22 protein-coding genes are annotated in these 25,619 nt (G+C 60.3%); 6 read left to right on the forward strand and 16 right to left on the reverse strand.

Annotation, left to right across the window (positions count from 1 at the left end; genetic code table 11):
- Positions 1-28 precede the first annotated feature (28 nt).
- The 4 genes from CKW32_RS16875 to minC form a co-directional block, all read right to left on the reverse strand.
- Entirely contained in the window at positions 29-664 is a 636-nt protein-coding gene (locus CKW32_RS16875; protein ID WP_032887988.1) for an RluA family pseudouridine synthase, read from the reverse strand.
- A gap of 96 nt (positions 665-760) precedes the next feature.
- Positions 761-1,015, reverse strand: a complete 255-nt coding sequence (gene minE / locus CKW32_RS16880; protein WP_003175252.1) for a cell division topological specificity factor MinE — start codon at positions 1,013-1,015, stop codon at positions 761-763.
- 3 nt (positions 1,016-1,018) lie between these two features.
- A complete protein-coding gene (minD, locus tag CKW32_RS16885; protein WP_017737535.1) occupies positions 1,019-1,831 on the reverse strand; it encodes a septum site-determining protein MinD in 813 nt (270 codons plus the stop codon).
- 200 nt (positions 1,832-2,031) lie between these two features.
- A complete protein-coding gene (gene minC / locus CKW32_RS16890; RefSeq protein WP_032888096.1) occupies positions 2,032-2,769 on the reverse strand; it encodes a septum site-determining protein MinC in 738 nt (245 codons plus the stop codon).
- Positions 2,770-2,888: 119 nt separating this feature from the next.
- On the opposite strand from minC, the gene CKW32_RS16895 reads away from it, so the two are divergent.
- Together CKW32_RS16895 and CKW32_RS16900 are read left to right on the forward strand one after the other, a co-directional pair.
- The gene (locus CKW32_RS16895) at positions 2,889-3,824 is read left to right on the forward strand and encodes a lipid A biosynthesis lauroyl acyltransferase (protein ID WP_032887990.1); all 936 of its coding nucleotides are present in this window, start codon (positions 2,889-2,891) and stop codon (positions 3,822-3,824) included.
- Positions 3,825-3,854: 30 nt separating this feature from the next.
- On the forward strand, positions 3,855-5,003 hold the full coding sequence (locus CKW32_RS16900; RefSeq protein ID WP_032887992.1) for a patatin-like phospholipase family protein: 1,149 nt from the start codon (positions 3,855-3,857) through the stop codon (positions 5,001-5,003).
- 109 nt (positions 5,004-5,112) lie between these two features.
- Here the strand turns inward: CKW32_RS16900 and CKW32_RS16905 are convergent, their stop codons facing one another.
- The 7 genes from CKW32_RS16905 to puuE form a co-directional block, all read right to left on the reverse strand.
- Complete coding sequence (locus CKW32_RS16905) at positions 5,113-5,898, reverse strand: outer membrane protein OmpK (protein ID WP_032887994.1); 786 nt, start codon at positions 5,896-5,898, stop codon at positions 5,113-5,115.
- A gap of 439 nt (positions 5,899-6,337) precedes the next feature.
- Positions 6,338-7,684: a nucleobase:cation symporter-2 family protein gene (locus CKW32_RS16910; RefSeq protein WP_032887997.1), complete on the reverse strand. Its 1,347-nt coding sequence runs from the start codon at positions 7,682-7,684 to the stop codon at positions 6,338-6,340.
- A gap of 176 nt (positions 7,685-7,860) precedes the next feature.
- Positions 7,861-9,144, reverse strand: a complete 1,284-nt coding sequence (locus tag CKW32_RS16915) for a urate hydroxylase PuuD (protein WP_032887999.1) — start codon at positions 9,142-9,144, stop codon at positions 7,861-7,863.
- 51 nt (positions 9,145-9,195) lie between these two features.
- Positions 9,196-9,699, reverse strand: coding sequence for an ureidoglycolate lyase (locus CKW32_RS16920; protein ID WP_095185456.1), 504 nt, complete (start codon positions 9,697-9,699; stop codon positions 9,196-9,198).
- A 225-nt stretch (positions 9,700-9,924) separates the two neighbouring features.
- Positions 9,925-10,920, reverse strand: coding sequence for an allantoicase (gene alc, locus CKW32_RS16925; RefSeq protein WP_032888001.1), 996 nt, complete (start codon positions 10,918-10,920; stop codon positions 9,925-9,927).
- A 41-nt stretch (positions 10,921-10,961) separates the two neighbouring features.
- Complete coding sequence (gene uraD, locus CKW32_RS16930) at positions 10,962-11,477, reverse strand: 2-oxo-4-hydroxy-4-carboxy-5-ureidoimidazoline decarboxylase (protein WP_032888003.1); 516 nt, start codon at positions 11,475-11,477, stop codon at positions 10,962-10,964.
- Positions 11,474-12,400, reverse strand: coding sequence for an allantoinase PuuE (gene puuE / locus CKW32_RS16935; RefSeq protein WP_032888005.1), 927 nt, complete (start codon positions 12,398-12,400; stop codon positions 11,474-11,476). The genes uraD and puuE overlap by 4 nt, the downstream gene beginning before the upstream one ends.
- A gap of 381 nt (positions 12,401-12,781) precedes the next feature.
- On the opposite strand from puuE, the gene uraH reads away from it, so the two are divergent.
- Positions 12,782-13,135, forward strand: a complete 354-nt coding sequence (gene uraH, locus CKW32_RS16940; RefSeq protein ID WP_032888007.1) for a hydroxyisourate hydrolase — start codon at positions 12,782-12,784, stop codon at positions 13,133-13,135.
- Between the two features lie 154 nt (positions 13,136-13,289).
- A complete protein-coding gene (locus CKW32_RS16945) occupies positions 13,290-18,467 on the forward strand; it encodes a dermonecrotic toxin domain-containing protein (RefSeq protein ID WP_095185457.1) in 5,178 nt (1,725 codons plus the stop codon).
- On the opposite strand, the gene CKW32_RS16950 is transcribed toward CKW32_RS16945, so the two are convergent.
- From CKW32_RS16950 to CKW32_RS16960, 3 genes are all read right to left on the reverse strand, one after another.
- Positions 18,442-19,083, reverse strand: a complete 642-nt coding sequence (locus CKW32_RS16950) for a LysE family translocator (protein WP_032888012.1) — start codon at positions 19,081-19,083, stop codon at positions 18,442-18,444. The genes CKW32_RS16945 and CKW32_RS16950 overlap by 26 nt on opposite strands.
- A 13-nt stretch (positions 19,084-19,096) precedes the next feature.
- Entirely contained in the window at positions 19,097-20,443 is a 1,347-nt protein-coding gene (locus CKW32_RS16955) for an NCS2 family permease (RefSeq protein ID WP_095185458.1), read from the reverse strand.
- Positions 20,444-20,680: 237 nt separating this feature from the next.
- On the reverse strand, positions 20,681-21,115 hold the full coding sequence (locus tag CKW32_RS16960; RefSeq protein ID WP_032888098.1) for a MarR family winged helix-turn-helix transcriptional regulator: 435 nt from the start codon (positions 21,113-21,115) through the stop codon (positions 20,681-20,683).
- Positions 21,116-21,197: 82 nt separating this feature from the next.
- Between CKW32_RS16960 and CKW32_RS16965 the strand changes: the two genes are divergently transcribed.
- A complete protein-coding gene (locus tag CKW32_RS16965) occupies positions 21,198-22,364 on the forward strand; it encodes a PLP-dependent aminotransferase family protein (RefSeq protein WP_095185459.1) in 1,167 nt (388 codons plus the stop codon).
- 10 nt (positions 22,365-22,374) lie between these two features.
- Positions 22,375-22,977, forward strand: coding sequence for a glutathione S-transferase family protein (locus CKW32_RS16970; RefSeq protein ID WP_032888018.1), 603 nt, complete (start codon positions 22,375-22,377; stop codon positions 22,975-22,977).
- A 4-nt stretch (positions 22,978-22,981) separates the two neighbouring features.
- On the opposite strand, the gene idi is transcribed toward CKW32_RS16970, so the two are convergent.
- Both idi and CKW32_RS16985 read right to left on the reverse strand, forming a co-directional pair.
- Complete coding sequence (gene idi / locus CKW32_RS16975; RefSeq protein WP_256585337.1) at positions 22,982-24,556, reverse strand: isopentenyl-diphosphate Delta-isomerase; 1,575 nt, start codon at positions 24,554-24,556, stop codon at positions 22,982-22,984.
- A gap of 99 nt (positions 24,557-24,655) precedes the next feature.
- Entirely contained in the window at positions 24,656-25,540 is an 885-nt protein-coding gene (locus CKW32_RS16985; protein WP_095185460.1) for a LysR family transcriptional regulator, read from the reverse strand.
- Between the last annotated feature and the right edge of the window lie 79 nt (positions 25,541-25,619).

Here is a 25,619-nt window from a genome sequence, read left to right on the forward strand (position 1 = left end):
CTCCCACATTTGTTCTGTGTTCACAGCTTTAGAAGGGCGCTGGGCACTCGAAGCGCAAACGCTCGCCACTCTGCGGATGAGTAAAGCTCAGCATGCTTGCGTGCAAGCACAGGCGCGGCCACGCAGCCAGGGCTTGCTCATGGGCATACAGGCCGTCGCCGAGCAACGGATGACCGATCGACAGCATGTGCACGCGCAACTGGTGTGAGCGCCCGGTGATCGGCGTCAGCTCCACACGGCACCAGTCGCCGCAACGTTCCAGCACCTTCCAGAAGGTCATCGCGTGTTTGCCGAACTCGTGATCCACCACATGCCGTGGTTTGGTCGGCGGGTCGTAGCGCAAGGGCAGATCAATGCTGCCGCTGTCGAGTTCCGGCTGGCCCCAGGCCAATGCGGTGTAGGCCTTCTCGGTTTCACGGTCGTGAAACTGGCGGGACAGTTCGCGATGGGTATCGGCATCCCGGGCGAGCAGGATGATCCCCGAGGTTTCCCAGTCCAGACGATGGACGATGCGGGCTTCGGGGTAGCCGTTTTCCTGCAGGCGGGTGATCAGGCAGTCCTTGTTGTCGTCGGCGCGGCCAGGCACCGAGAGCAGCAGGGTCGGCTTGTTCACCACCAGGACAGCGTCGTCCTGATGCAGGATATGGATATTGGACAGCGGCATTAAACAGCCTCGTAACAAACGCCAACGGCGGCTCGCCCACCCGGTTCCCGCTATGGGATCAAGGTGTGCGAGCCGCCGTGGCGGCCGCCTGTTCGATCAACGATCAGGCAGGGTGATATTGAGTTCCAGAATCGAGCAGCTGCCGTCATTTTCCAGAGCGACATGCACGTCATCGTTGCCGATGTTGACGTACTTGCGGATCACCTCGACCAGTTCCTTCTGCAAGGCTGGCAGGTAGTCCGGGGTGCTGCGTTGGCCGCGTTCGTGCGCCACGATGATCTGTAGACGCTCTTTCGCGACCGACGCGGTGCTTGGCTTTTTGTTGGCGCGAAAGAAGTCGAGAAATTTCATTGTTTAGTTGCCTCCAAAGATACGCTCGAAGAATCCCTTCTTCTTAACATCGAGGAAGCGATGTTCCACGGTCTTGCCCAGCAAGCGATCAACCGCATCGCTGTACGCCTGGCCGGCGTCGCTCTGGTCATCAAGAATAACCGGGACACCCTGGTTGGAAGCCTTCAGGACGGCCTGGGATTCCGGGATCACGCCCAGCAGGGTCACCGCGAGGATGTCCTTGACGTCCTCGACACCGAGCATTTCGCCGTTGCTGACGCGCTCAGGGTTATAGCGGGTGAGCAGCAGGTGCTCCTTGATCGGGTCTTCACCTTTCTCTGCGCGCTGGGACTTGCTGGCCAGCAGGCCGAGCATGCGGTCCGAGTCACGTACGGAGGACACTTCCGGGTTGGTTACCACGATGGCTTCATCGGCGAAGTACATAGCCAAATGAGCACCGGTTTCGATGCCGGCCGGGGAGTCGCAGACGACGTATTCGAAGGTTTCCTTCAGTTCAGCGAGGACTTTGCCTACGCCTTCTTTGGTCAACGCATCTTTGTCACGGGTCTGGCTGGCGGCCAGTACGTACAGGTTCTCAAGGCGCTTGTCCTTGATCAGGGCCTGTTGCAGGTTGGCTTCGCCGTTCACCACGTTGACGAAGTCGTACACCACACGGCGTTCGCAGCCCATGATCAGGTCGAGGTTACGCAAACCGACGTCGAAGTCGACGATGACTGTCTTGTGGCCGCGCAGAGCGAGGCCGGTACCGATAGCGGCGCTGGTGGTGGTCTTACCCACACCACCCTTGCCGGATGTAACCACGAGAATCTTGGCCAAGGTGTTTCACCCCTAAGGAAAAAGGACTTTTCAGTCCCTGAAAAACATCTCTTGGAACTCGCTGCAGGCGGACGGTCTTTGTAGGAAAAAGACGGGTTGGCGTAGGAAAAACGCCAACCTTCAGATGTTCCTACACAAGTATTGCCGGTTTCGCTGTGCTATCAGAGTCTAGAGATGCTTGGAAAATGCGGCAGTATCCGTTAAAGACGGATGATGTTCAACACATCGCCCGACAGGCTGACCTGCACCCCGGCCCCCCACAGCGGATCACGGCGCAAATCTTCGGAAACCTTGTACTGGCCTGCGATGGACACTAGCTCAGCGGTCAACTGCTGGCAAAAAATACGGGCCTTGGTATCACCCTTGATGCCGGCGAGGGCACGTCCGCGCATCGGGCCGTATACATGGATGTTGCCATCGGCGAGAAGTTCCGCGCCGGGACTGACCGAGGAGATGACAACCAGGTCGCCGCCTTGGGCGTAAATTTGCTGCCCACCGCGTACGGGAGAGGTGATGATCTTTGTAGGCTTTATCGTCGGCTCCGGTGGTTTTTCCGGTTTTTTCTTCTCTTCACCGACCAATGGTTCGAGCGGACGCTCGCGTGCGCCGGACGGTGGCAGTACTGGCAGTTCAATGGCGATGGCCGCGGCAATGTCTTCGATACGGCTGGCACGAATGGCCAGAGTGCGCAGGCCATGGGAGCGGCACACGCGCATCAGGCCAGGCAGATCGACAGCGCCCTGGCCGGCCGGTAGTTTGTCCAGGGCCAGCACCAGCGGGGCGTTGTTGAAGAAGTTTGGCGCCAGGGCGACCTTGGCGGCGAGCTGGCGGTCCAGGGCGTCGAGGTCGTTACGGGCGAGTTCCAGCACGGTGATGGCGAGCATGCTGCCTTTCAGCTGGAACACGGGATCTTGGTCTAGCGGTTCGGTTTGGCTCATGGTCGGCATAAAGCGGCTTGTCACGAAAAGTGTCGAGACTTATAACGAGAACATCCACTGGCCGCAAGCCGGGTCGAACCGTTGTAGAATGCGCGGCCCTGTCTTTACCGGAATCTGTAATGGATCGCCCGCGTTTTCGAGCTGCATTTTTTCACCCGCGTTTCTGGCTGCTATGGCTTGGGCTCGGCCTGCTGTGGCTGGTCACCCAATTGCCATACCGCGCGCTGCTGGCCATTGGTCGGTTACTGGGCGCGGGTATGTACCGTGTGGCCAGCGAGCGTCGCCGCATCGCCGCGCGTAACCTGGAACTGTGCTTCCCGGAAAAAACCGCTAAAGAGCGTAAGCAGTTGCTCAAGGAAAACTTTGCCTCCACAGGCATCGCCTTCTTTGAAATGGCCATGAGTTGGTGGTGGTCGCGCCAGCGCCTGTCGCGTCTGGCCCATGTCGAAGGCCTGGAGCATCTCAAGCAGGCCCAACTCGATGGCAAGGGCGTGATCCTCATGGCCCTGCATTTCACCACCCTGGAAATCGGCGCGGCGCTGTTGGGCCAAAAGCACACCATTGATGGGATGTACCGCGAGCACGGCAATCCGTTGTTCGACTTTATCCAGCGCCGTGGCCGCGAGCGCCACAATCTTGATTCCCTGGCCATCGAGCGCGAAGACGTGCGCGGCATGCTTAAGCTGCTGCGCGCCGGCCGCGCCATCTGGTACGCACCTGACCAGGACTATGGCGCCAAGCAAAGTATTTTCGTACCGCTGTTCGGCATCCAGGCCGCCACCGTCACCGCCACCAGCAAGTTCGCCCGCTTGGGCAAGGCGCTGGTGGTGCCGTTCACCCAGGAGCGCCTGGCCGACGGCAGTGGTTACCGCCTGGTGATCCATCCGCCGTTGACCGACTTTCCCGGCGAAAGCGATGAGGTGGACTGCCTGCGCATCAACCAGTGGGTCGAAACCTCTGTACGCGAATGCCCCGAGCAATACCTGTGGACCCACCGCCGCTTCAAGAGCCGGCCACCGGGCGAACCCAAGCTGTACGAAAAAAGCCGCCGATAAGGCAGGATTTTCCCCACACGGAGTGATGCGATGCGCCCAGCTGAACCGGTAACAGGCTTGATTCTTTCCGGCGGCGGGGCGCGAGCGGCGTATCAGGTGGGTGTTTTGGCGGCGATTGCCGAGCTGTTGCCACCAGGGGCGCCCAACCCGTTTCCGGTGATCGTCGGCACCTCGGCCGGGGCGATCAATGCGGTGACACTGGCCAGTGGCGCGATGGATTTCACGGCAGCGATCCAGCGTCTTACTGCCTTCTGGCAGGGCTTTCGCAGCCATCTGGTGTTGCGCAGTGATTGGCCGGGGGTTATTCGCCAGGCGAGTCGTTTCCTCATCCACAGCCTGTTGGGCCTGGGCGCGCAAGTGCCGGTAGCGTTGCTTAATAGCTCTCCGCTGCGGGACTTGTTGCAAGAGCGCCTGAACCTGGGCGGCATCGACGAAGCCATCCGAAACAAGCATTTGCACGCGGTGGCGGTCACCGCGTTCGGCTATGAATCCGGGCAGGCGGTGACCTTCTATCAAGGTGGCGGCACCATTGATGCGTGGTTGCGCCATCGGCGTATCGGCGTCCCGACGCAACTGACGGTTGAGCACCTGCTGGCCAGTTCAGCGATCCCTTTGCTGTTTGCCCCGGTGAAACTCGACCAGGAATATTTCGGTGACGGTGCGGTGCGCCAATCAGCCCCGATCAGCCCGGCGCTGCACCTGGGGGCGACCCGCGTGCTGGTGGTGGGCGTCAGCGGCAACCCGCGGGGCAATGAGCCGTCGGTGCAGCGCACCTACACCGGTCAGGAACCGACCCTGGCCCAGATCGGTGGGCACATGCTCAACAGCACGTTCATCGACAGCCTGGAAAGTGATATCGAATTGCTGGAGCGTCTGAACCAGTTCAGCCATCACCAGCCAGCCGACAGCGCGGCCCGAGGCCTGGCACCGGTGGAAGTGCTGGTGATTGCGCCAAGCCAGCCGATCGATGAAATCGCGGCAAGGCATCGGCAGGAATTGCCGGCGGCGTTGCGGTTGTTCTTGCGTGGGCCGGGGGCGACCAAGACGAGCGGGGCGGGGGTGCTGAGTTACTTGCTGTTCGAGGCGGGGTATTGCAGCGAGTTGATTGAGTTGGGCAGAAAAGATGCGCTGGCCAAGCGTGAGGAGATCATGCGGTTCCTGGGCCTGCCGCCTATCTGAATGTGGGAGGGGGCTTGCTCCCGATAGCAGTGTGTCAGTCAACAAATAGAGTGACTGACACTTCGCTATCGGGAGCAAGCCCCCTCCCACATTTGTATTGCATTGGCTTTTAGAAGTGATACTTGACCAGGAAGCTCGCCGTGTCCTGGGTGGTCTTGAATGCACCCGAATCTTCGATCCCGTACTTGTTCTTCCAGTAGTCGTACTCAAAACCCACATACAACTGCTTATCGCCCCAATGCAGCGCTTTACCCAGGTCGTATTTAACCTGCGGGTTGAAGTGCAGGTTGGCGTGGTAAGTGCCACGGGCGTTTTTGTCGTTATCCACCACCCAATCCATGAAGCCGTCGATCAGGATGTCGGAGCTGCCGACGGGAATGGTGTAGGCCCACACCGGAGTGATTTGCCAAACGCCATCACCCGCGCGATTGCCTTCGGTCTGGCGCTGATAGAAGTTCAGTTGGAAGTAGTCGAAACCAGGTATGTTCAAGTCGAACGCCGGGCCGAGCAGGTACGACTCGTTATCGCCTTCGCCGAACTCGTAAGTGAAGGCCAGCAGCACATCCTTGATCGGGCCGAAGGACAGGTCTTTGTCGAGGATTTTACCGAATGACAACCGTGGGCTGATCTCGCCGTAGTAGGTGCTTGGGCCGACGTTGCCGTCTTCCTTGCCGTTGTAGAAGATGCGGTCGACGAACACAAAGTTGTCGCCGTACTTCCACGCGTCGGCGTGTTCGAAGGTGACGGTTTGCTGGATCTGCGGGTTGACGGTAAAGCTCTTGCCCCACAGGTACGTCAGGCTGTTGTTCTGCCACTGCAACAAGTCACCGGCCACGGCCTGACCACCCGCAAGCAGGGATCCTGCCAGCATCAGGCCTTTGAACATAGGTTTCATTCGGTTGCTCCCGAGTTAAGGTTTTGTGGTTTTTCTTCTACGCAGGCGCTCTGGTGTGGCGCCTTTTGGTTCGCTGCAAAAATCGTCTGTTTGGTCAGCTTTAGTGCTTTTAGCAAGAGCTGCGCCAAGGTGTTTGAAACGCCAAAAAATCCCCGTCGGCTGCAACAAATGCAGTCGAATACAGAGGCGTTTTGTGCACCGTGGCAGCAGACATTAGGCCGGGATAAGTTGGCCTTTCAGTCAGCTTTTACATTCGCTGTTTTTTTTTGAGTCGATTCGAGCGGGCGCGGAGAATACTGGCTCCCAAGCCTTGGCTCAAGTGCGCTCTTACAGAGCGTGTCGGGCATAAATGGGGCACGGCTGATGGCCGCCCCCAGGTGGAGGGTGTGCATGGTGGGGTTCCTTGTTCGTTATTGTTTTTGTTGTCGTAACGAAGGAATCAATGCGTATGAGCGACGGCAGGGCGTTCTGAACCGCCGAGGATGTTGAACAGGATATTCAGCGACAACGCGCTGAGGGTGGCCATGGCGATGCCACTGTGGGTAATCGGGCTCATCCACAACGGCAGTTGGGCGAAGAACTCCGGGCGCACTACGGGAATCAGGCCCATGCCGATGCTCACCGCTACCAGCAACTGGTTACGGCGGTCGGCGATGTCAGCTTCCTGAAGGATCTTGATGCCGGTGGCTGCGACCATGCCGAACATGGCAATCGCCGCACCGCCGAGCACTGCCGGTGGAATCGAAGCCACCAGGTACGCCGCTTTGGGCAACAGGCTGAGCACAATCAGGAACGCGCCGGCCATGATCGTCACCGAGCGGCAACGCACGCCGGTCATCTGCACCAGGCCGATGTTCTGGGCGAATGAGGAGTGGGTAAAGGTGTTGAAGAACCCGGCGAAGAACGACGCGCCGGCATCACACAGCAAGCCCCGACGCAGCATTTTGGGGGACACTTCCTGACCGGTGATCTTGCCCAGGGCGAGGAACATCCCGGTGGATTCGACAAAGATAATCACCACGACCAGGCACATCGACAGGATCGGCGCCAACTCGAACTTCGGCATGCCGAAGTGCAGCGGTGTCACCACCTGCACCCACGGCGCCTGGGCCAGGCCGCTGAGGTCGACCATGCCAATGATGCCGCACAAGCCGTAGCCAAGCCCCATGCCGATCAGCACCGAAATGTTCACCCAGAAACCGCGCATGAAGCGGTTGATCAGCAGGATGGTAGCCAGTACCAGCGCGGCAATCGCCAGGTAGATCGGCGAGCCAAATGTGGCTGCCGCGCTGCCGCCGCCGGCCCAGTTCACGGCCACGGGGAATAGCGAAAGGCCGATGGCGGTGATCACGGTGCCAGTCACCAACGGAGGGAAAAAGCGCACCACCTTGGACATGAAGGGCGCAATGATCATTCCGAAGAACCCGGCCGCGATGGTTGCGCCGAAGATACCCTGCAAGCCGATACCCGGCATGCCGGCCATGGCGACCATGCTGCCGACGGCGGCAAAACTGGCGCCCATCATCACCGGCATACGAATGCCCACCGGGCCGATGCCGAATGACTGGATCATGGTGGCGATACCGGCCACCAGCAGGTCGGCGTTAATCAGGAAAGCGATTTCTTCACGGCTCAAGCCCGCGGCCTGGCCAATGATGAGGGGTACGGCGACGGCGCCGCCGTACATCAGCAAGACGTGTTGCAGGCCTACCAGAATCAGTTGCAAGAGGGGCAGCCGCTCCATGGCAGGGGCGGCAGGAATCTGCGGTTCGACTAACTCGGTCATGCAACACCTCGGATCTTTTTTATTTTTGTGTTGTGTGGAACGCAATCTCTAAATCACTACAAGTCCCCTGTGGGATGGGGGCTTGCCCCCGATTGCGGTGGTTCAGTCACTGATGTTTTGAATGACACACGGCTATCGGGGGCAAGCCCCTCCCACATTGGAACTGTGTGAATCTGTCAGTTGGTACGCGCCCCCTGGTTGATCCAGGTGCCAATCAAATCCCGCTCCTGCTGGGTCATCTGGGTGATGTTGCCCAGCGGCATGATCTGGCTCGCCACGGCCTGCGCCTGAATGCGTGCTGCCTGTTGCTGGATCTGCGCCGGGGTATCGAACATCACCCCAGCCGGAGCGGTGCTGAACAGCGGGCTGGTGGGCTTGGCCGAATGGCACACGGCGCAACGCTCCTGGATCACCCCATGCACCTTGTCGAAATCAATCGTCGCCTGGGCGGGTGCCGGCTCGGCGGCGGGAGCTGCTGGAGCCGCGGGTTTCAAACCACCACCCAACGCCGTTTCAGGCAGTGGCTGGTATTCGATGGCCGCAGGTGCCTTGGCAATCGGCTCTGCCGGTTTTGGCCCCGTGACGTATGCCAGGCTGATCATCGCCAACGCGCCGACCGGTAAGGTCCATGCATACTTCTGGCTGTTGTGACGGGTGTTGAAGTAGTGCCGTACCAACACCGCCGCCACCGCGATACCCGCCAGGATCAGCCAGTTGTATTGGCTGCCGTAGGTGCTCGGGAAGTGGTTGCTGATCATGATGAACAGCACCGGCAAGGTGAAGTAGTTGTTATGGCGCGAACGCAGCAATCCCTTGGCCGGCAGGGCCGGATCAGGCGTGCGGTTCTCGGCGATGGCCGCCACCAGCGCGCGCTGCGCCGGCATGATGATGCGGAATACGTTGCCCACCATGATGGTGCCGATCACCGCACCGACGTGCAGGTAGGCGCCACGGCCGCTGAACACTTTGCTGAAGCCATAGGCCGCCGCAATCAACAGCACAAACAGGATGAAACCGAGCAGGGCAGGGCGTTTGCCCAGGGCCGAGTCGCAGAGGAAGGAGTAGATGAACCAGCCGGCGAACAGTGAGCCAATGCCCAGCAATACGCCTTCGGTGCCGCTGAGGCTACTGCCAGGTGCGAGCAGGTACAGCGTCGGGTTGAGGTAGAACACCACGCACAGCAGCGCGACGCCCGACATCCAGGTGAAATAGGCTTCCCATTTGAACCAGTGCAGGTTGTCCGGCATGGTCGGCGGGGCCAGTTTGTATTTTTCCAGGTGGTAGATACCGCCACCGTGGATCGCCCACAAGTCACCGGCGAGGCCGCTCTTGGGGTTGACGCGGTTGAGGTTGTTTTCCAGCCAGACAAAGTAGAACGAAGCGCCGATCCAGGCGACGCCAGTGATCATGTGAACCCAGCGCACGCTAAGGTTCAGCCATTCCAACAGATGTGCTTCCACAGTCTTTACCTCTCGCCTGTCACCCTTGTTGTCGGGTGATCCGGCCTTCTCTTATTGGTGGGGGGCGAGGATCAACCGCTCATCCTCTTTGAAAAAATGCTCATCGCAGTTATTGCCTGTGCCACTGCGATCAACCACCAGGAAGTCATCCCGCTTTTCGATCGTCAGCACCGGGTGGTGCCAGACGCCGCGATGGTAATTAATGCCCTGCCTGCCGTTGGTGACGAAGGCGCGGACCAAGCCCGATACAGGTTCATCGCCAAGTGGCGCGACCACGATCAGAAAGGGGTTGCCGAGCAGCGGTATGAAAGCCTGGCTGCCCAGCGGGTGTCTTTCCAGCATGCACACGGTCAGCGGCATATCCAGCGCGTCGGCGCGGAAGATGCTGATGATGGCGTTGTCTTCAGGCTGCGCGGTTTCTACCGTTGCCAGCTTGTGAAAGCGCATGGTCGACCCGTTATTGATCATGAAGTGATCGCTGCCATCGGTTTCGATAACGTCTCCGAAAGGTGCGAAGGCTTCTTTGGTCAGGGGTTCGATCATCAGTGTGCGCATGGCTGTCTTCTTATCCGGATTCTGTGTTGGTTATGCGGTTGCTTGTGGGTGTGATGAACGTGTGTGGTGAGCGGGCTTACCCCGCGCTGGGCTGCGAAGCGGCCCCAACAAGATCACTGCGTTTCTTCTGTGAAAACGCGGTGTCTGCATCCAGGGTCGCTTCGCGCCCCAACGCGGGGCAAGCCCGCTCACCACAACAAGCTCCTTTGCCACAGGATTCAGCGTTTACTTGGCGACTTTACCCAGTACACGCAGGCGGCTCACGCCCCCATCCGGGAACACGTTCAGGCGGATGTGAGTGATCGGGCCCAGTGCCTTGATCTGCTCGGCGAAGGTGTGTTCGGCGTGCATTTCCAACTTCTGCGCCGGTAGCAGTTCGCGCCAGAATAGCGATTGGGTTTCGATCTGGCTGTCTGTGCCGCCTTTCACGAAGGCGCCTTGGATCGAGCAGGTGTCCGGGTAGTTGCCCTTGAAGTGCAGGGTGTCGACGATGATCTTCTCGATCTCGCCCGGGTGGCCCAATGCGACGATCACCCAGTCATTGCCCGGTGTACGACGACGAGCGGTTTCCCAGCCATCGCCCATGTTGATGCCACGACCTGGGTTGAGAATGTTGCTCATGCGGCCGAAGTGTTCATCGGAGCACGCCAGTGCGCGGCCGCCGTTCAGGGCAGACGCCAGGTCGACCTGTTCGTTGTCGCCCACCGACGACCAGTCGCGGAACGGAATACCGTACACACGCAGACGGGCTACGCCGCCGTCCGGGTAGATGTTGAAACGCAGGTGGCTGAACGCCTGATCGTTGCTGATCTCGTGGTAGTGGTGGCTGTTGCCTTGCAACTCGACGGCCGACAGCACTTCGGTCCACTGGGTGTTGTCATCCGGGTCGCCCGAGGCCAGGAAGCAGGCTTCCAGGGACGCCGACGGCGGGAAGTTGCCGGTGAAGAATGAAGTGTCGATGTCCACGCCCTTGATCGAACCCGGTACGCCCAGGCGGATCACTGCGCTGTCGTAGCCTTCGAAGCGCTTGCGGCGTGACTCCCAGCCGTCCATCCACTTGCCGTTGTCATCGAAAACGCCCTCCTTCCACACGGCCGGGGTCGGCTGGAACAGGCGGTTGGCGTCAGCGAACCAGTCATCGGTCACCGAAAGGATCTTGGTGCCCAGACGGGCGTCGGCCAGGTTGACGAACTTCTCGAAAGGTACGGCGTAAGCTTTCATTCTTCTTGTCTGCCTTATATAGAGTGGCTGGGGATGGTCGTTTAGAGGGTCAGTAAACGGAACAACGCGATCTTGTTGATCTCGGCCAGGGCGCATTTGAATTCGGCGTCTGCCGAGTTGTGAATGCGCGTCTCGAATGCGGCCAGGATCTGATGCCGGTTGCTGCCTTTTACCGCCATGATGAAGGGAAACTTGAACGTGGCTTTGTAGGCATCGTTCAGCTCGGTGAAGCGCGAGAACTCTTCGGCCGTGCATTGGTGAATCCCCGCGCCAGCTTGCTCATCAGTGCTGGCTTGGGTGAGCTGGCCCTGGACGGCAGCTTTGCCGGCCAGGTCCGGGTGGGCGTTGATCAGGGCCAGTTGACTGGTGTGATCAGCGCTCAACAGGATGTCGCTCATGCGCTGGTGCAGGGTTTCGATCTGGTCGATCGAAGGGTCCTGGCCCAGGTCGAAGGCCTTTTCGGCCACCCATGGCGAGTGTTCGTAGATATCGGCAAAGGCGGCGACAAACTCATCGCGGCTCAAGGTCGATGGCTTCAGGGTCTTGAATGCAGTCATTTGGCCGCTCCCGTGTACGGGTGGGTTTCATGCCAGTGACGGGCGATATCGACGCGGCGGGTGAACCACACGTGTTCATGGCCCTTGGCGTATTCGATAAAACGCTTCAGCGCAGCCAAGCGCGCCGGGCGGCCAATCAAACGGCAATGCAGGCCGATGGACAACATCTTCGGTGCCTCGGCGCCTTCGGCGTACAGCACGTCGAACGCATCCTTCAGGTATTCGAAAAAGTCATCGCCCTTGTTGAAACCTTGCACCTGGGTGAAGCGCATGTCGTTGGTGTCCAAGGTGTAGGGGATCACCAGGTGCGGCTTGCCGGTGGGGTTGTTCGGTTCCCAGTAGGGCAGGTCGTCGTCGTAGGTGTCGCAGTCGTACAGGAAACCGCCTTCTTCCATCACCAGGCGACGGGTGTTCGGGCCGGTGCGGCCGGTGTACCAGCCCAGCGGGCGTTCGCCGGTCAGTTCGGTAAGGATGCGGATGGCTTCGAGCATATGCTCGCGTTCCTGGGCCTCGTCCATGTACTGGTAGTCGATCCAGCGGTAGCCGTGGCTGCAGATCTCATGGCCGGCCTCGACCATGGCGCGAATCACGTCCGGGTGGCGTTGGGCGGCCATGGCCACGGCGAAGATGGTCAGCGGGATATCGAATTCTTTGAACAGCTTGAGGATGCGCCACACGCCGGCACGGCTGCCGTATTCGTACAGCGACTCCATGCTCATGTTGCGTGCGCCTTGCAGCGGTTGGGCCGAGACCATTTCCGATAGGAAGGCTTCGGACTCTTTGTCGCCGTGCAAAATATTGCGCTCGCCGCCTTCTTCGTAATTGAGTACGAAAGACAACGCGATGCGTGCCTTGCCCGGCCAGTGGGGGTGAGGAGGGTTACTGCCGTAACCGATCAGGTCGCGTGGGTAGTCAGCGCTCACTGCAGTCTTCCTTCTTGTTCGTGGTAGCAAGTGCGTGGCGACCGGCAGAAAAACCTGGTGGCGTCACAGCGATGAGCTGATTGTATACAACTTGATGATCACTTTGTAAGCCTGTATTTCTGCATTTTTTCCAGGCGGTCGCCGCCGATTAGCTTTGCAAGAAACTTGCCTGGTTGGTCAGTAAATGGATGAAAGGGCGTTTAAAAGCAAGGCTTGCTGTGAATTTGCAGTGAGGATAGCTGCGCGAAGTGGTGAGTAAAACTTTGTAATTTTTATTGTGTACAATTTTTATTAAAAGTGTCTTAATCAGCGCATCGCCGGATTTTGCATGCCCTGTAAAGGTGCGGCCTATTTTCACTCTACTCAAGGGAGCTCCGTTCCATGGGACGACTGACCACACACGTACTCGATGCCGCCCACGGCTGCCCCGGCAGCGCCATCCAGGTTGAACTGTACCGCGTCGAAGGCACGCAGTTGGAGCTGGTCGCCAGCGCCCTGACCAACAGCGACGGTCGTTGCGATGCACCGCTGCTGCAAGGCGATGACTACCGCACGGGTGTTTACCAGCTGCAATTCAGCGCCGGCGATTACTACCGCGCCCGTGGCGTGCAATTGCCGGAGCCGGCCTTCCTCGATGTCGTCGTACTGCGTTTTGGTATCAGTGCCGAACAGGATCACTACCACGTGCCTCTGCTGATTTCGCCTTACAGCTACTCTACCTATCGCGGTAGCTGAGTCGTCACCTCGCTTCACACCCCCAAAGCTCTTCGTTGGTTTCGCCCGCGCACACTGCGGGCTTTTTTTTGTGCGCAGAAACGTTCAATTATCTAGCGCCTTATTGGCGTGATTGCTCAATAGGCTAGGTGTTTTCCTCGACGAAGACACTGCCGTGACCTCACTTACCGACCCTGATGACGACGCGCTACAGGCCCTGCGTACCCAGCTCACGCTGCGTATCAACAGCAGCCTCCATCCCAGTCGCCTGGTCAATCGACTCGCGCTGGCGGACTTGGGCTGCGCCGAAGCGGCGAGTACCCTCAGCCGTCTTATCAGCGCTGCGCCCCGGGTGCTTCGGGTGGTTCGTGCCGAGCTGCGCAAAGCATTCGAACTGGACCCGGATCGCCTGCTCTTTACCGAACCCAAGCCGCCCGCCGTCGCGCAGAAAACCGACAGCCTGACCGACCGCGCCTTGCGCCTGATGGTGTTGCCGTCGGTGTCGATCAACCTCAATCAGTTCACCGCCCTGAGCGACAAGGACGACCCGAACCGCCGCTTCACGTTCACGCCCCTGGAGGCGCTGCGCCGGGTGATCGCCCTCAACCTGTTTGACCGGCTCGCCCAGGCGCACAACGGTTATTGGCAGGGGTTGGCTGCCGGCACCTGGCTGACGCGTCAGGAGCGATGGGTGCAGGTGCATCAGCAACTGTTCGCCCACCAGGCCTTCATCGCACGTCAATTGGACGAGCTGTCGAGCGCCGGGCGGGTCATGGTCCAGGCGTTGGTGGATGCGCCGACGGTGGAGGCGCGCCAGCGTGCGGGCGAGCGTTGGGCCAGTGTGCAGGCGTGCGAGTTGATGTGGCCTGGCGCCGGGCCGCGGTTAATGCCGATCCCTGGCGCCCTGCATATTTATCGTGAGGGCGACCCGATGGGCATGCCCCATGTGATGTATCTGCCGGGCGTGCAGCGCAACTTTTATGAGTACCCCTCGTTCGACCAATTGCAGTGCGCCCTGGTGGCGCTGATCAACGGCGCGCTGTTCGACGACCTGTGGCAATGCCTGCCCCTGCGACGTCGGCACGAGGTGTGTGAGCCGGCCTCGACCGCTGCCGCGGGTCGTGGCGTACGGTTGTCGGGCGATGCATTGGCCTACAGCGCGCAGGCGGTACTGGACGCGCAATGGGAAAACGAACTGGCCTGCGCTGTGTCGATCAACCTCAAACAGGTGTTTTCCGCCACGCCCCAGCCTGCGGTGACGAACGCCACACGCTTTCTCGCCTACATTGAACGGGCACGCCGGCACTGGGTCGGTAAACCACGGCTGGAGCGGTTGCGCCGTGAGCTGCTGGACTGGGACCAGCATCGACGACGCCAGGAAATCATCTTCGCCAGCACCGCGTCGGGCCTGGCGATCAACACGGCACTGCGCCAGGTCAAGCGTTACGAAAAGGGCCTGATGGCGCTGCTCGATCACAGCGACCCGGTGGTGGACACGCCGGCCTGGCTGGAATATGTGGCGCTTGAAGCACAACTCAAGGCCCACGAGGACACCCTGGCCGCACAGGTGCAGGACGCGCAACTGCGGCTGTTCGAGGCGGCGTACTGGGGGGAACGCCCCAGCGGCCAACTCAAGCGCGCGAGCGCTTATATCCTCGGCCTGAAGGACCTGTTGCGCGTTGAAGTTCAACTGCAGCACCGGCTCAAGCGTCTGCGCGCGCCCCATCGGGACCTGCTGCTCGAAGTATTGGAGGCACCGCTGGCCAGCAAGCGCGAGGGCAGTCTTACCCGTGTGCTGTCGGTGCGGGTGGGCGATGACTGGCCGCTGCACAGCGTGTTTGCGGTTACGCGCCAGGCTGCGCTGGATGCTCCCGAGCGGCGAGAACCGGTGGTGCTGTGTGCACTCGGGCGCGAGGGCGGTGTGGCTGGGTTTTCCAGTCTGGGGGAGTTGTCCCGCAGCGTCGAGGCCAGCCTCGGCAGTCGCGATACGTCGCTGTTATGGGGTTACGTCGAGCGGCAGCAGCGTCAAGCCGTACGCGCACGAGTTGCCGCGCGCACGCTGAAAGTGAGCTATCACGCCATCGACGGCAACCCCCTGCTGCTGGCACTCAAAAGGCTGCTCAAGAGCTATGTTCTGCTGCAGCACAGCGCGAATATTTTCAATGGAATTGAAGACCCTCAACTCAGCCGCCAATTGCTCGCGGTCGAGCTGCATGAGCACCTGCTTGCCCCGGCCAACCAGGCGTTGATCCAAGCACGCGACCATGTTGATCTGGTCCGCAAAGCCGCAGAAGCGAAAAAAAAGCTGCCATCGTGGCTGACTGACGCGACGGCGGCGCAGGTCAACCGCTTCAAGCGTGTGCAAGGTCGTTACCTGAGCAGCGTATTTGCCTATGAAGAGCGCCTCCAGCAGCGCTTGCCCGATGCGCACGCTTTTGCCCGCGACCTGCTGATCGCGCGTTTGCGGGAAGACGGCCTGTACCCGGAGTTGAACATCGACACGCCATTTATCGAAATGCCCGATCAGGTCGATGGCAGGTTTTGTGGCTGGGAAAGCACCTGCACGGTGGGCGATCGCAACGAAGCCCTTACTCCCAGCGCGACGCGCACGCAGTTCAGTCTGCTGCAACTGGCGCTGCACAACCTGGACCCGAAGATGCGGCCCACCTATTGGCGCTTCCGGCACGCCACCTATCTGCAACCGGCATGGAAGCAACGCCTGAGCGTCAGCTACTTGGTCAATATGGTGTCCTCGCTGGACATCGGCGGCCAGTACGAGGCGTTGATCCAGCGCACGTTCCACTCGCCTGACCCGCGTGAGCACGGGCGCGTCCCGTCACTGTTGAGGCGCGCGTTGGGGGCGGGTATCGACGCCGACCGCTATTCGGCGCTCAGGCAGGGGGTAAGCGAGCAGGGGCTGAGTCTGTTCAATACGGCGATCGGCGCCCGCGCCCCCGAAGATCTGCGCAGAAACGGCCATCACGTGCAGCTCTATGTGGTGCATCTGGCCGGCCACACCCTCCTGCATGATCGCTACATCGCCGGGATCGTGGTCATCCATGACCAGATTTCCCAGGCCTGTGTGGTGTATTGGCCCACCGCGCCGCAGGCAGGCAGCCTTAGCGAATATGCCAGCCTGCAATTGGCGCGCGAGCATCTCAATGGCATGAGTTCGTTGCCCGCGAATGTCACGGCGTTGGCCCGGCACGTCGCGCCCGGTTGGGCGTTCGAAGCGATCGACCACCACGGCCGCAAACCGAGCAAGGGGTCACGGTTACCCGGCCCGTTGGATTTCGTGCCGACTTTCGTCATGTTGCAAGGGCTGTGGCACGTCGCCGAGTTCGTGCGTTCATTCAAGGTCAGGCACCTGGAACCCACGGCGCTTGTCGAGCAGATTGAGCAACAAATCCGTGAGCAGATCGACAGTGATCAGACGAACTGGCTGGTACTGGTGCCGACCGCACACTGGGACGCTCGCGCCCAGTTGTATCAGGCGCGGGTGCTTGAGCAGCAGCGCCGGGCGCAGGCCATCAGCAACTCCGGCAAGACCTTGGAGAAACACCGAGAGCAGCGATTGGAGGAGCGCAGCGATAGCCGTCGGCGTGCCTTGTTGTCGCTTGCCGTGCCGTTCTTCGGCCTGGGTAACCAGCTGTATGAATTGCTGCTGACGTCGCGGCGTTATCACCGCGAGGGCGACCCTCGGGACGCGGTGGCGGTGGCATTTGGTGCGGTGTTCCTGGCAGTTGATCTGCTGCTGACCTTTGTCCCTGGGCCCAAACTCAAACCGGGGAACCTGGCCCGTCCGGGGCTGCGCTCGATAGGCACGGGTCTGCACCGCCTGCATCGCGCAGCGTTCTCGGAGTTTGGCCAGGTCGCGCACGTGCCCAAGTTGCCCGGCGCGGGTACGGCGCTCAAACCCCTGGAACGCTTTCGCGTCCAGGGCCTGCCCCAAGGCGCGATCGCCTTGAAGGGGGCGGGTGAAAAAGGTGTCTACGTGAAGCGCGGCGAGCATTTCGTGGTGGACGGAACGCATCACTACCCGGTCTACCGCCGCGAGGGTGAAGGTTTTTTCCGCCTGAAGAGCAAGGACGCGGCGGGGCAGGATGAATTAATCCTGACGCTGCACGAACCCGGCGAGTGGCTGCTGGGGGCGGACGCGCCGGTCGCCGGCCCGAGCTCGGCAGTACTCAACCCGTGGCGCGCGGCTGCCACGCAGTCGGATTGGCAACCACCGGTGGTACCCACTGCGACCCGGGAACGGATTCACCGCTCAAGCGTGGCGTCCCGTCATTGGTTCGATTGGCGCCTGCATGGCGCCGATGATGTGGGCGTCGGGTCCTCGGTGAACGGCGTGTTTCATGTGCACATGGATCCTCCGGGATTCCCTTACGATGCCATCTATGTCGGGAGCCGCTATGACACGCCGACGCAATCGGCTATTGGCTACTACCGGTTGTTGCATCAGGGTGAGCACGTGCCCTTGAGCGACATGGCCTTTATTTCCAGGAACGAGCCGCTGGTGTCCAGGGCTCGCGTTGATATCGAACACTGGACCAGCAGCGGCCTTGATGAACAGCCGATTCCTGTGTCGCGTACAACAACGGGCGAATGGCAGCTGCATGCGCCGCTGTTCGATGGGCCATTGGAGCCGTCGGTCGAAAGGGCGTTCCCGACGCTGACGAGCAGCAGCCGAACCTTTGCGGTGGCAAGGCTGATCGAGTTGGCGGACTCATCCCGTTCAGTCACCGCCAGCCATCTGCTTAACGTGCGCGCAACGCTGGACAGCTGGTTAACCCCAAGCCCCGTGCAACTTGGCCAGACCGATGACCTGCTGCGCATGCTGCGACCCACCGAACGGTACGGCGGCTATACCTATATCGGATTCGAAGGCCGGGCGCCGGGCTTCACACGCGTTGACTTCACGCCCACCATCGCGCTTGACGAGGTGCTCAAGGCCGGCGGCGCGCAGCATTCGGCTCAGAGGCAGATTGCCCAGGGCGCAGCCACCCGCGCGACGCTGGAGCAGCAGGGCTTCAGGGTGCAGGAGTGGAGTGTAAAGCGCGGCACGGTCCGCAGTCCCGAGTGGCTGGTGACCCACCCCCAGTCAAACGCGCTGTACTACATCACCTTCCAGTGGTTGGATCGCGGCAGCATCTTGCTCAGGTCAAAGCTCACCCACGCATGGTTCAATCAAGCCATCAAACAACATCGGACTTCCGCCATGGCCGCGTCGGTCCGGGAGGCGCTGAGCGAACAGCGCCTCGTGCGGATGATGGCCGGCATTCAATGGCCGAGGCATGGCAATCGCCCGCCCACGGTGTATTTCGTCAAAGTGAGCCCGCGCGAGCGTTGACCAGTGAAATAACGCCGGCACCACCGAACAGGCTCGCGCTGATGCGGTTGAACCAGCTCTGGCCCGCGCCGCTGCGCAGGTACCGCGCGGCGCCATGGGCGCCGAGGCCGTAGGCGAGCTTGCAGGCCAGGTCGAGCAGAGTCCACGTGGCGATCATGATCAGCAGTTGCGGGAGGAAGGCGTGCTGGCTGCTGAGAAATTGCGGCAGGAAGGCGGCGAAAAACAGGATGTCCTTGGGGTTGCTGGCCCCCAGCACAAAGGCCCGGCCAAACAGCGCGCGAAAGCGCGGCACTGGTGCAGCCTGGGGCACTGTCGCGCCCTGGGAAGGCTGGCGCGATTGCTGCCAGCTCTGCCACGCCAGGTAGAACAGGTACAGCGCGCCGACGATCTTCAGCGCGTTGAACACCTTTTCCGACGCAAGCAGCAATGCGCCCAGGCCCAGCGCCGAAGCGCTCAGCAGACAGATCGAGGCAAACACCCCGCCCAGAAACGCCGGGTACGAGCGGCGCAGGCCGTAGTTGAGGCTGTTGCTGATCATCAGCAACGACAGCGGCCCCGGGATCAGGATCACTACCAGCGCAGCGCCGCTGAACAGCAGCCAGGTTTCCAGACTCATTGTTTGCTCCTTGTTATAGAAAGACGAACTTGGCGATAAAAATCACGCACAGCACCCAAAGGCTGGCGGAAATCTCGCGGTATTTTCCGGTGCCGGCCTTGAGCGCCACGTAGGTGATAAAGCCCAAGGCGATGCCGTCGGCCACCGAAAATGTCAGCGGCATCATGATCGCGGTGACGATCGCCGGAATGCTGTCGGTGGCCTCATCCCAATTGATGTGCGCCATGCTCGCCATCATCAGCATCGCCACGTAGATCAGCGCACCGGCGGTGGCGTAGGCCGGGATCATACCGGCCAGCGGCGCGAAGAACATCGCCGCCACGAAGAGGACGCCCACGGTCACGGCAGTCAGCCCGGTGCGACCACCTGCGGCCACCCCGGCGGCGCTTTCCACGTAGCTGGTCACCGGTGGCACACCGACCATGGCGCCGAACACGCTGGAGGCGCTGTCGGCCTTGAGGGCGCGGGACAGATTGTCGATCTTGCCGTCAGCCTTCACCAGCCCGGCCCGTTGCGCAACGCCCATCAGCGTGCCGGCCGTGTCGAACATGTGCACAAACAGGAAGGCGAACACCACGCTGATCATGCTCACATTGAACACACCCTTGATGTCCATCGCCATCCAGGTCGGCGCCAGGCTCGGCGGGGTGGAGAGGATGCCGTTGTAGTGCACCAGGCCCAGTCCCCAGCCGGCCAGGGTTACGGCGATGATGCTGATGAGAATCGCGCCGAACACACGGTGGTAGCTGAGGATCGCGATGAGCAGGAAGCACACGGCCGCCAACAGCGGTGCCGGCTCATGCAGCGAGCCGAGCTTGATCAGCGTGGCCGGGCTTTCGACGATGATGCCTGCGGTTTTCAGGCCGATCACACCGAGAAACAGGCCGACACCGGCGCCCATGGCATGGCGCAGGCTGACCGGGATGCTGTTGAGCAGCCATTCCCGCACGCGGGAGAGGGTCAGGCCCATAAACAGCACCCCGGAAATAAACACCGCACCCAGCGCGGTTTCCCAGGTGTAGCCCATAGTGCCGACCACGGTGTAGGTGAAAAATGCATTCAAACCCATGCCGGGCGCCAGCCCAACCGGCCAGTTGGCGTACAGGCCCATCAGCAGACAACCGAGTGCGGCGGCGATGCAGGTAGCAACGAACGCCGCGCCGTGATCAATGCCGGCGTCGGCCATGATGTTGGGGTTGACGAAGATGATGTAGGCCATGGTGATGAATGTGGTGAGGCCGGCGATCAGCTCGGTCTTCACTGTGGTGCCATGCAGGCGCAGCTTGAACAGGCGTTCCAGCCAGCCGATCGATGAGGGGGCAAGGTCCAGCGTCGGGGCTTCGGATTTGCGGCTATCCACAGCGAGTACTCCTCAAGAGTTTTATTGTTATTTCCAGCGCCGGTCACATGAGTGGGCAACAGCGCTTTGAGGTACTGGCGGGCTTTGTTGACCAATAGGTCAAGAACTCGCACGAAGCGAATTATGCTTTTGTATACAAAGAAAGCAAATAATGTTTTCTATTTTGTGTGCGAAAGAGATGAAAGGCAACTCGTGAGGCATGCGGGCTCGCCACAACCGGCCCGTTCGCCACAGGGGTTACGGCTGACCAGACAGTGCCTGGTTCACCGCCAACCATCCATTCACAGCCTCTTCCCCGGCTTCATTGAACGCTCGTTGCAATAGCTTCACCTGTTCACGGCGCAATGACTGCTCAAAACGCAGCCCTTCCTCGGTCAATTCCAGCAAGCGTTTGCGCTTGTCGGTCTCGGACGCGACGCTGTCGACCAAGTGCATTTCCTGCAATTGGCGCAGCGGAATGTTCAGCGCCTGTTTGCTCACACCGAGCAACTCCAGCAGCTCTTTCACGCTCAAGGCCGGGTAGCGCGAGATAAAAAACACGATGCGCTGGTGCACTCGACTCAGGCCTCGACGTTCGAGCATTTCGTCGGCCTTGGCGGTAAATGCCTGGTAGCCGAAGAAGAACGCTTCCATGGCCTGTTGCTGGCTGTTTTGGTTTTTAAGGTCAAGCATGTTGACGTATCCGCTCAAGCTGTCGTAATTTCGGTCAACCAGTTTGACGTATTTCCCACAGCCTTCGCTAGCGGTGACCTCCATGGCCTTCTCCGAACGTGTTACGCGCCTTAAAAGCTCCTTGATCCGTGAAATCCTCGCCGCAGCCCAGCGTCCGGAAGTGATGTCGTTCGCCGGTGGCCTGCCGGCCGAAGCCATGCTGCCTGCGCTGAACTGGGATGACATGCCGCTCAATATCGGCCAATACGGCATGAGCGAAGGCGAACCACAATTACGTGAATTACTGGCCGCCGAGGCGCGGGCACTGGGCGTGCCGTGCGAGGCCAGCCAGGTCATGGTGGTCAGTGGCTCCCAGCAAACCCTGGATCTGGCGGCCAAGCTGTATATCGACAAAGGCACGCAGGTTCTGCTGGAAGGCCCGACGTACCTCGCGGCGTTGCAGATCTTCCAACTGTTCGGCGCCGAATGCCTCACTGTCCAGTTGGAAGCCGACGGGCCGAACCTCAGCGCATTGCGCGCCAGCCTCGAACGCCATCGCCCGGCGTTTATCTACCTGATCCCCACGTTCCAGAACCCGTCGGCCGTGCGCTACAGCGAGGCCAAGCGCGAGGCGGTCGCCGCGTTGCTCGATGAGTTCGGTGTGACCCTGATCGAAGACGAGCCTTACCGCGAACTGACCTTCGACGGCGGCAGTGCGCGCCCCATCGTCAGTCGCCTGCAAAAGGCCAGTTGGATCTACACCGGCACCGTGTCCAAAACATTGTTGCCTGGCCTGCGGGTCGGCTACCTGATCGCCAGCCCGGACTTGTTCCCGCACCTGCTCAAGCTCAAGCAATCGGCGGACCTGCACACCAACCGCGTCGGCCAATGGCAGGCGATGCAATGGATCGGCAGCGAAAAATACCAACAACACCTGGTGGAGCTGCGCAGTTTTTACCGCCAGCGCCGCGATGCATTCCAGGCCGCGCTGGAGCGCCATTTTGGCGATCTTGCCGACTGGCAAGTGCCGCAGGGCGGATTATTCTTCTGGCTGACCTTGAAACAGCCGCTGGATACCCGCACCTTATTGGCCCAAGCGCTGGGCCAGAACATTGCGTTCATGCCCGGTGAACCGTTCTTTTCCGAGCCGGACCAACACCTCGGCTCGTTGCGACTCAACTTCAGCCATATCGACCCGGCCCGCCTGGAAGAAGGTCTCAAGCGCCTGGCCGCGGTGGTCCGTCAAGCACAGCACGCGCAAGCGGCATAAGGGGAGCCCCATGTATAAGGTTTATGGCGATTACAAGTCGGGCAACTGCTACAAGATCAAACTGATGCTTAACCTCTTGGGCGTCCCGTACCAATGGGTGGATGTGGACATCCTCAAGGGTGACACCGAAACCCCCGAATTCCTGGCCAAGAACCCCAACGGCAAAATCCCCGTGCTGGAACTGGAAGACGGTACTTGCTTGTGGGAATCCAACGCGATCCTCAACTTCCTCGCCGACGGCAGCGAGTTCTTGCCGATCGAACCGCGTTTGCGCACGCAAGTGTTGCAATGGCAGTTCTTCGAGCAGTACAGCCACGAGCCCTACATTGCGGTAGCGCGGTTTATTCAGCTTTACCTGAACATGCCAGAGGATCGCCTTGAGGAATACAAAACCACCCATAAAGGCGGCTACAAGGCATTGCGGGTGATGGAGCGGCAACTGCAAACCACGCCCTATCTGGTGGGCGAGCAGTATTCGATTGCCGATATCGCGCTGTATGCCTACACCCATGTGGCCCATGAAGGTGGTTTTGATTTAGCGCCGTACCCGGCTGTGCAGGCCTGGTTGAAGCGCGTGGCCAGCCATCCCAAGCACGTGGCAATGCTGGACTGACAGGCTATGGATTTGGGGGCGATGGCTGCTCGGGCGCAAGCGCGGTGAAAGGCAATTGGCGCGCAGCGAGTGTGTAAAGCCATCGCAGGCCTGTGTCAGAGCGCTGGGATAATCGCGTCAGGCCCATGATCCAGGCCACTTCTGCGCGGGATACCTTCGAGGGGGCCTCCGGGTGTGCCTGGACGTTGCGTAATGTCAGCAACGCCAGGCCGATGGTCCAGACCATGAACCGACGAATACCTGGATGCCTGGCTGGGATCAGCAACGCAAACTGCAGCGCTCGCTGTAAGTGAGCGTTGGCGGTGCCAACCATTTGCCCTACAACTTGGACATGCTTGGGATCACGGACTCCGGCCTGCAAAACGCAAGGCTGCAGATGATATTCGGCCAGTAGATCCTGCGGCAGCCAACAAACTCCCCGGGAACGATCCTCCCACTGATCCTTGAGAATATTGGTCAACTGCAACCCGGTGCCGAATGAACGTGCCAGGTGTTTCAGGGTTTCGCGTTGCGTTGACAGTTGCGGCTCAAAGTCGATGAAAAACTCGGTTAGTGTTTCCCCGACAACGCCCGCTACGTAATAGCAGTAGCGGTCCAACTCCGTGCGTGTAGCCAATCCCTGTAGACCGGCCTTGTCCTGAAACTCGGCCATCCCTGTGGTCATTATGTTCAGGCAATCAAGGATCGCCCTTCGCTTGGCCGGATTGAGCGTGTCGTTAACGGCCAATATCAAAGGCATATGTCTGATCAGCTCGCGCTCGGCTGCAAGGGTTTGCTCCGTCAGGTGCTGAGTCAATTCATCGCTCAAGCATTTTGCGTCCCCCTGGCCACTGATCACCTCAAAATACCGACGTTGGTAATAGCGTTTTTGAGCGGACGTGAGACCGGGTTCGTCTTCTATCGTGTCTGCCATTCGGCACAGCAGATAGGAATTAGCTACTGCCGGGCGAAGTTCGGCTGGCAATTGAGGAATGGTCAAGGCAAACGTGCGCGATACCTGGGGAAGGATTTCATCCTGGTACGCGAAAGGCGCGCGGGGATTTTCCATCATGGCCTGCAGTCGCCAGTCTTCCAGCCGACAGGCCGGGTGAGCGAGGATGACGTTGAACCAGGCGGTCAACGCTTCGGGCTCGGTGTCGATCCACTGCTGCAAGCCCGGGATTTCTATCCAGCGCCATTCAGAGGCCTCGGTTGGGTTGGCCTGCGGTTCGCCATCAAACGTGCCGATATAAATATGATCGAACTCATGCTCGATCAAATTCCCTGGGACGCGGGCCTGGTAGGTCAGCGTCATGACCTCACGCAAAGGGCAGGCCAAACCCATCTCTTCACCGAGCCGTCGATGGGCTGCGTGTTCAGTCTCTTCGCCGGGGCGCGGATGCCCGCAGCACGTATTCGTCCATAGGTTCGCGGAGTGATATTTGCCAGCAGCGCGCCGTTGCAGGAGCAGCCGACCTTTGTGGTCGAATATGAAAATGGAAAACGCTCGGTGCAGCAGCCCTTCACGGTGCACCTGCAGCTTTAAACCAGTACCGATTTGACGATCGTTCCCGTCCACCAGTATCAGTGTTTCTTCCATGTCTTAAATCTCGTGTTGTGCGCCGGTGGGGTCCGATTCAGTTTGCTGAAACGCGCCAGTGCCGGCAGGGAAAATACACGGCATAGCCGTGATAGTGCATCAGCCGGGCAGTGTCTGGCTCAGGAGCTCAAAACACCGCTGGGCCGCCGGGCTCAGCCCCATCCCGCTTCGACTGATCAACCCGATCTCCCTTTTCACTCCGGGATGATCGATGTTGATGCGTTTCAACCCTTCCAGACTGTCCGCCGCCGACTCCGGCAGCACACTGATTCCCAGCCCCTGGCGCACCAACGCCAGCACCGTCGACATGTAGTTGGCCTCCATGCCGGCGTTCAGCGTCAGCCGTGTTTCATCAAACAGCGCATCCACGTGCTCACGCACACTGCTGTCGCGCCCGGTGAGGATGATCGGCTGGTCTGCCAATTGCTGCAGGGTCAACTGGCGATGGTGGGCGAGGGGATGATCCAGCGGTACAAACGCACACAACCGATCATTCAGCACCGGCAGAAAATCCAGTCCATGGCTGAGTCGTGCACGTACGCCGATGCCAAAATCCACTTCCCCTGCGCGCACCTGGGCATGAATGCGGTGGGCGACCAGGTCATGCAACCGTACTTCGATGCCGGCGAAGCGTTCGCGAAACAGGCGCAAGGCCGGCGGTAAAGTGCCAGCGCACACTGAGGGCAGGGCGGCGATGGTGACCACCCCTCGGCGCAGGGCGGCGAGGTCGCGCGAGCCGGTGACAATGTTGTCCAGGTCCAGCAGCAATTTTTCCATGGGGCCACGCGCCTCCTGGCCGGCAGCGGTGATGCTGACATGGCGCGGGCTGCGGTCGAGCAGGGTGACACCCAGCCAATCTTCCAATTGCTGAACCTGAACCGTGAGTGCCGAAGGCGACAGATGCAGCTCATTGGCCGCCTTGGTAAAGCTGCCGGTACGGGCGACTGCGAGGAAGGCTTGAATATGCTGGATGCTATTTTTCATAGGCGCGGCTTCATTTTGTTTTTCCGAACATACGGTGGTGAATATTCCAATTTACAAAGAGTAACGCGCTTCCAATACT

Origin of the sequence: Pseudomonas sp. Irchel 3H9, assembly GCF_900187495.1 — a bacterium.
Taxonomy (GTDB): domain Bacteria; phylum Pseudomonadota; class Gammaproteobacteria; order Pseudomonadales; family Pseudomonadaceae; genus Aquipseudomonas; species Aquipseudomonas sivasensis.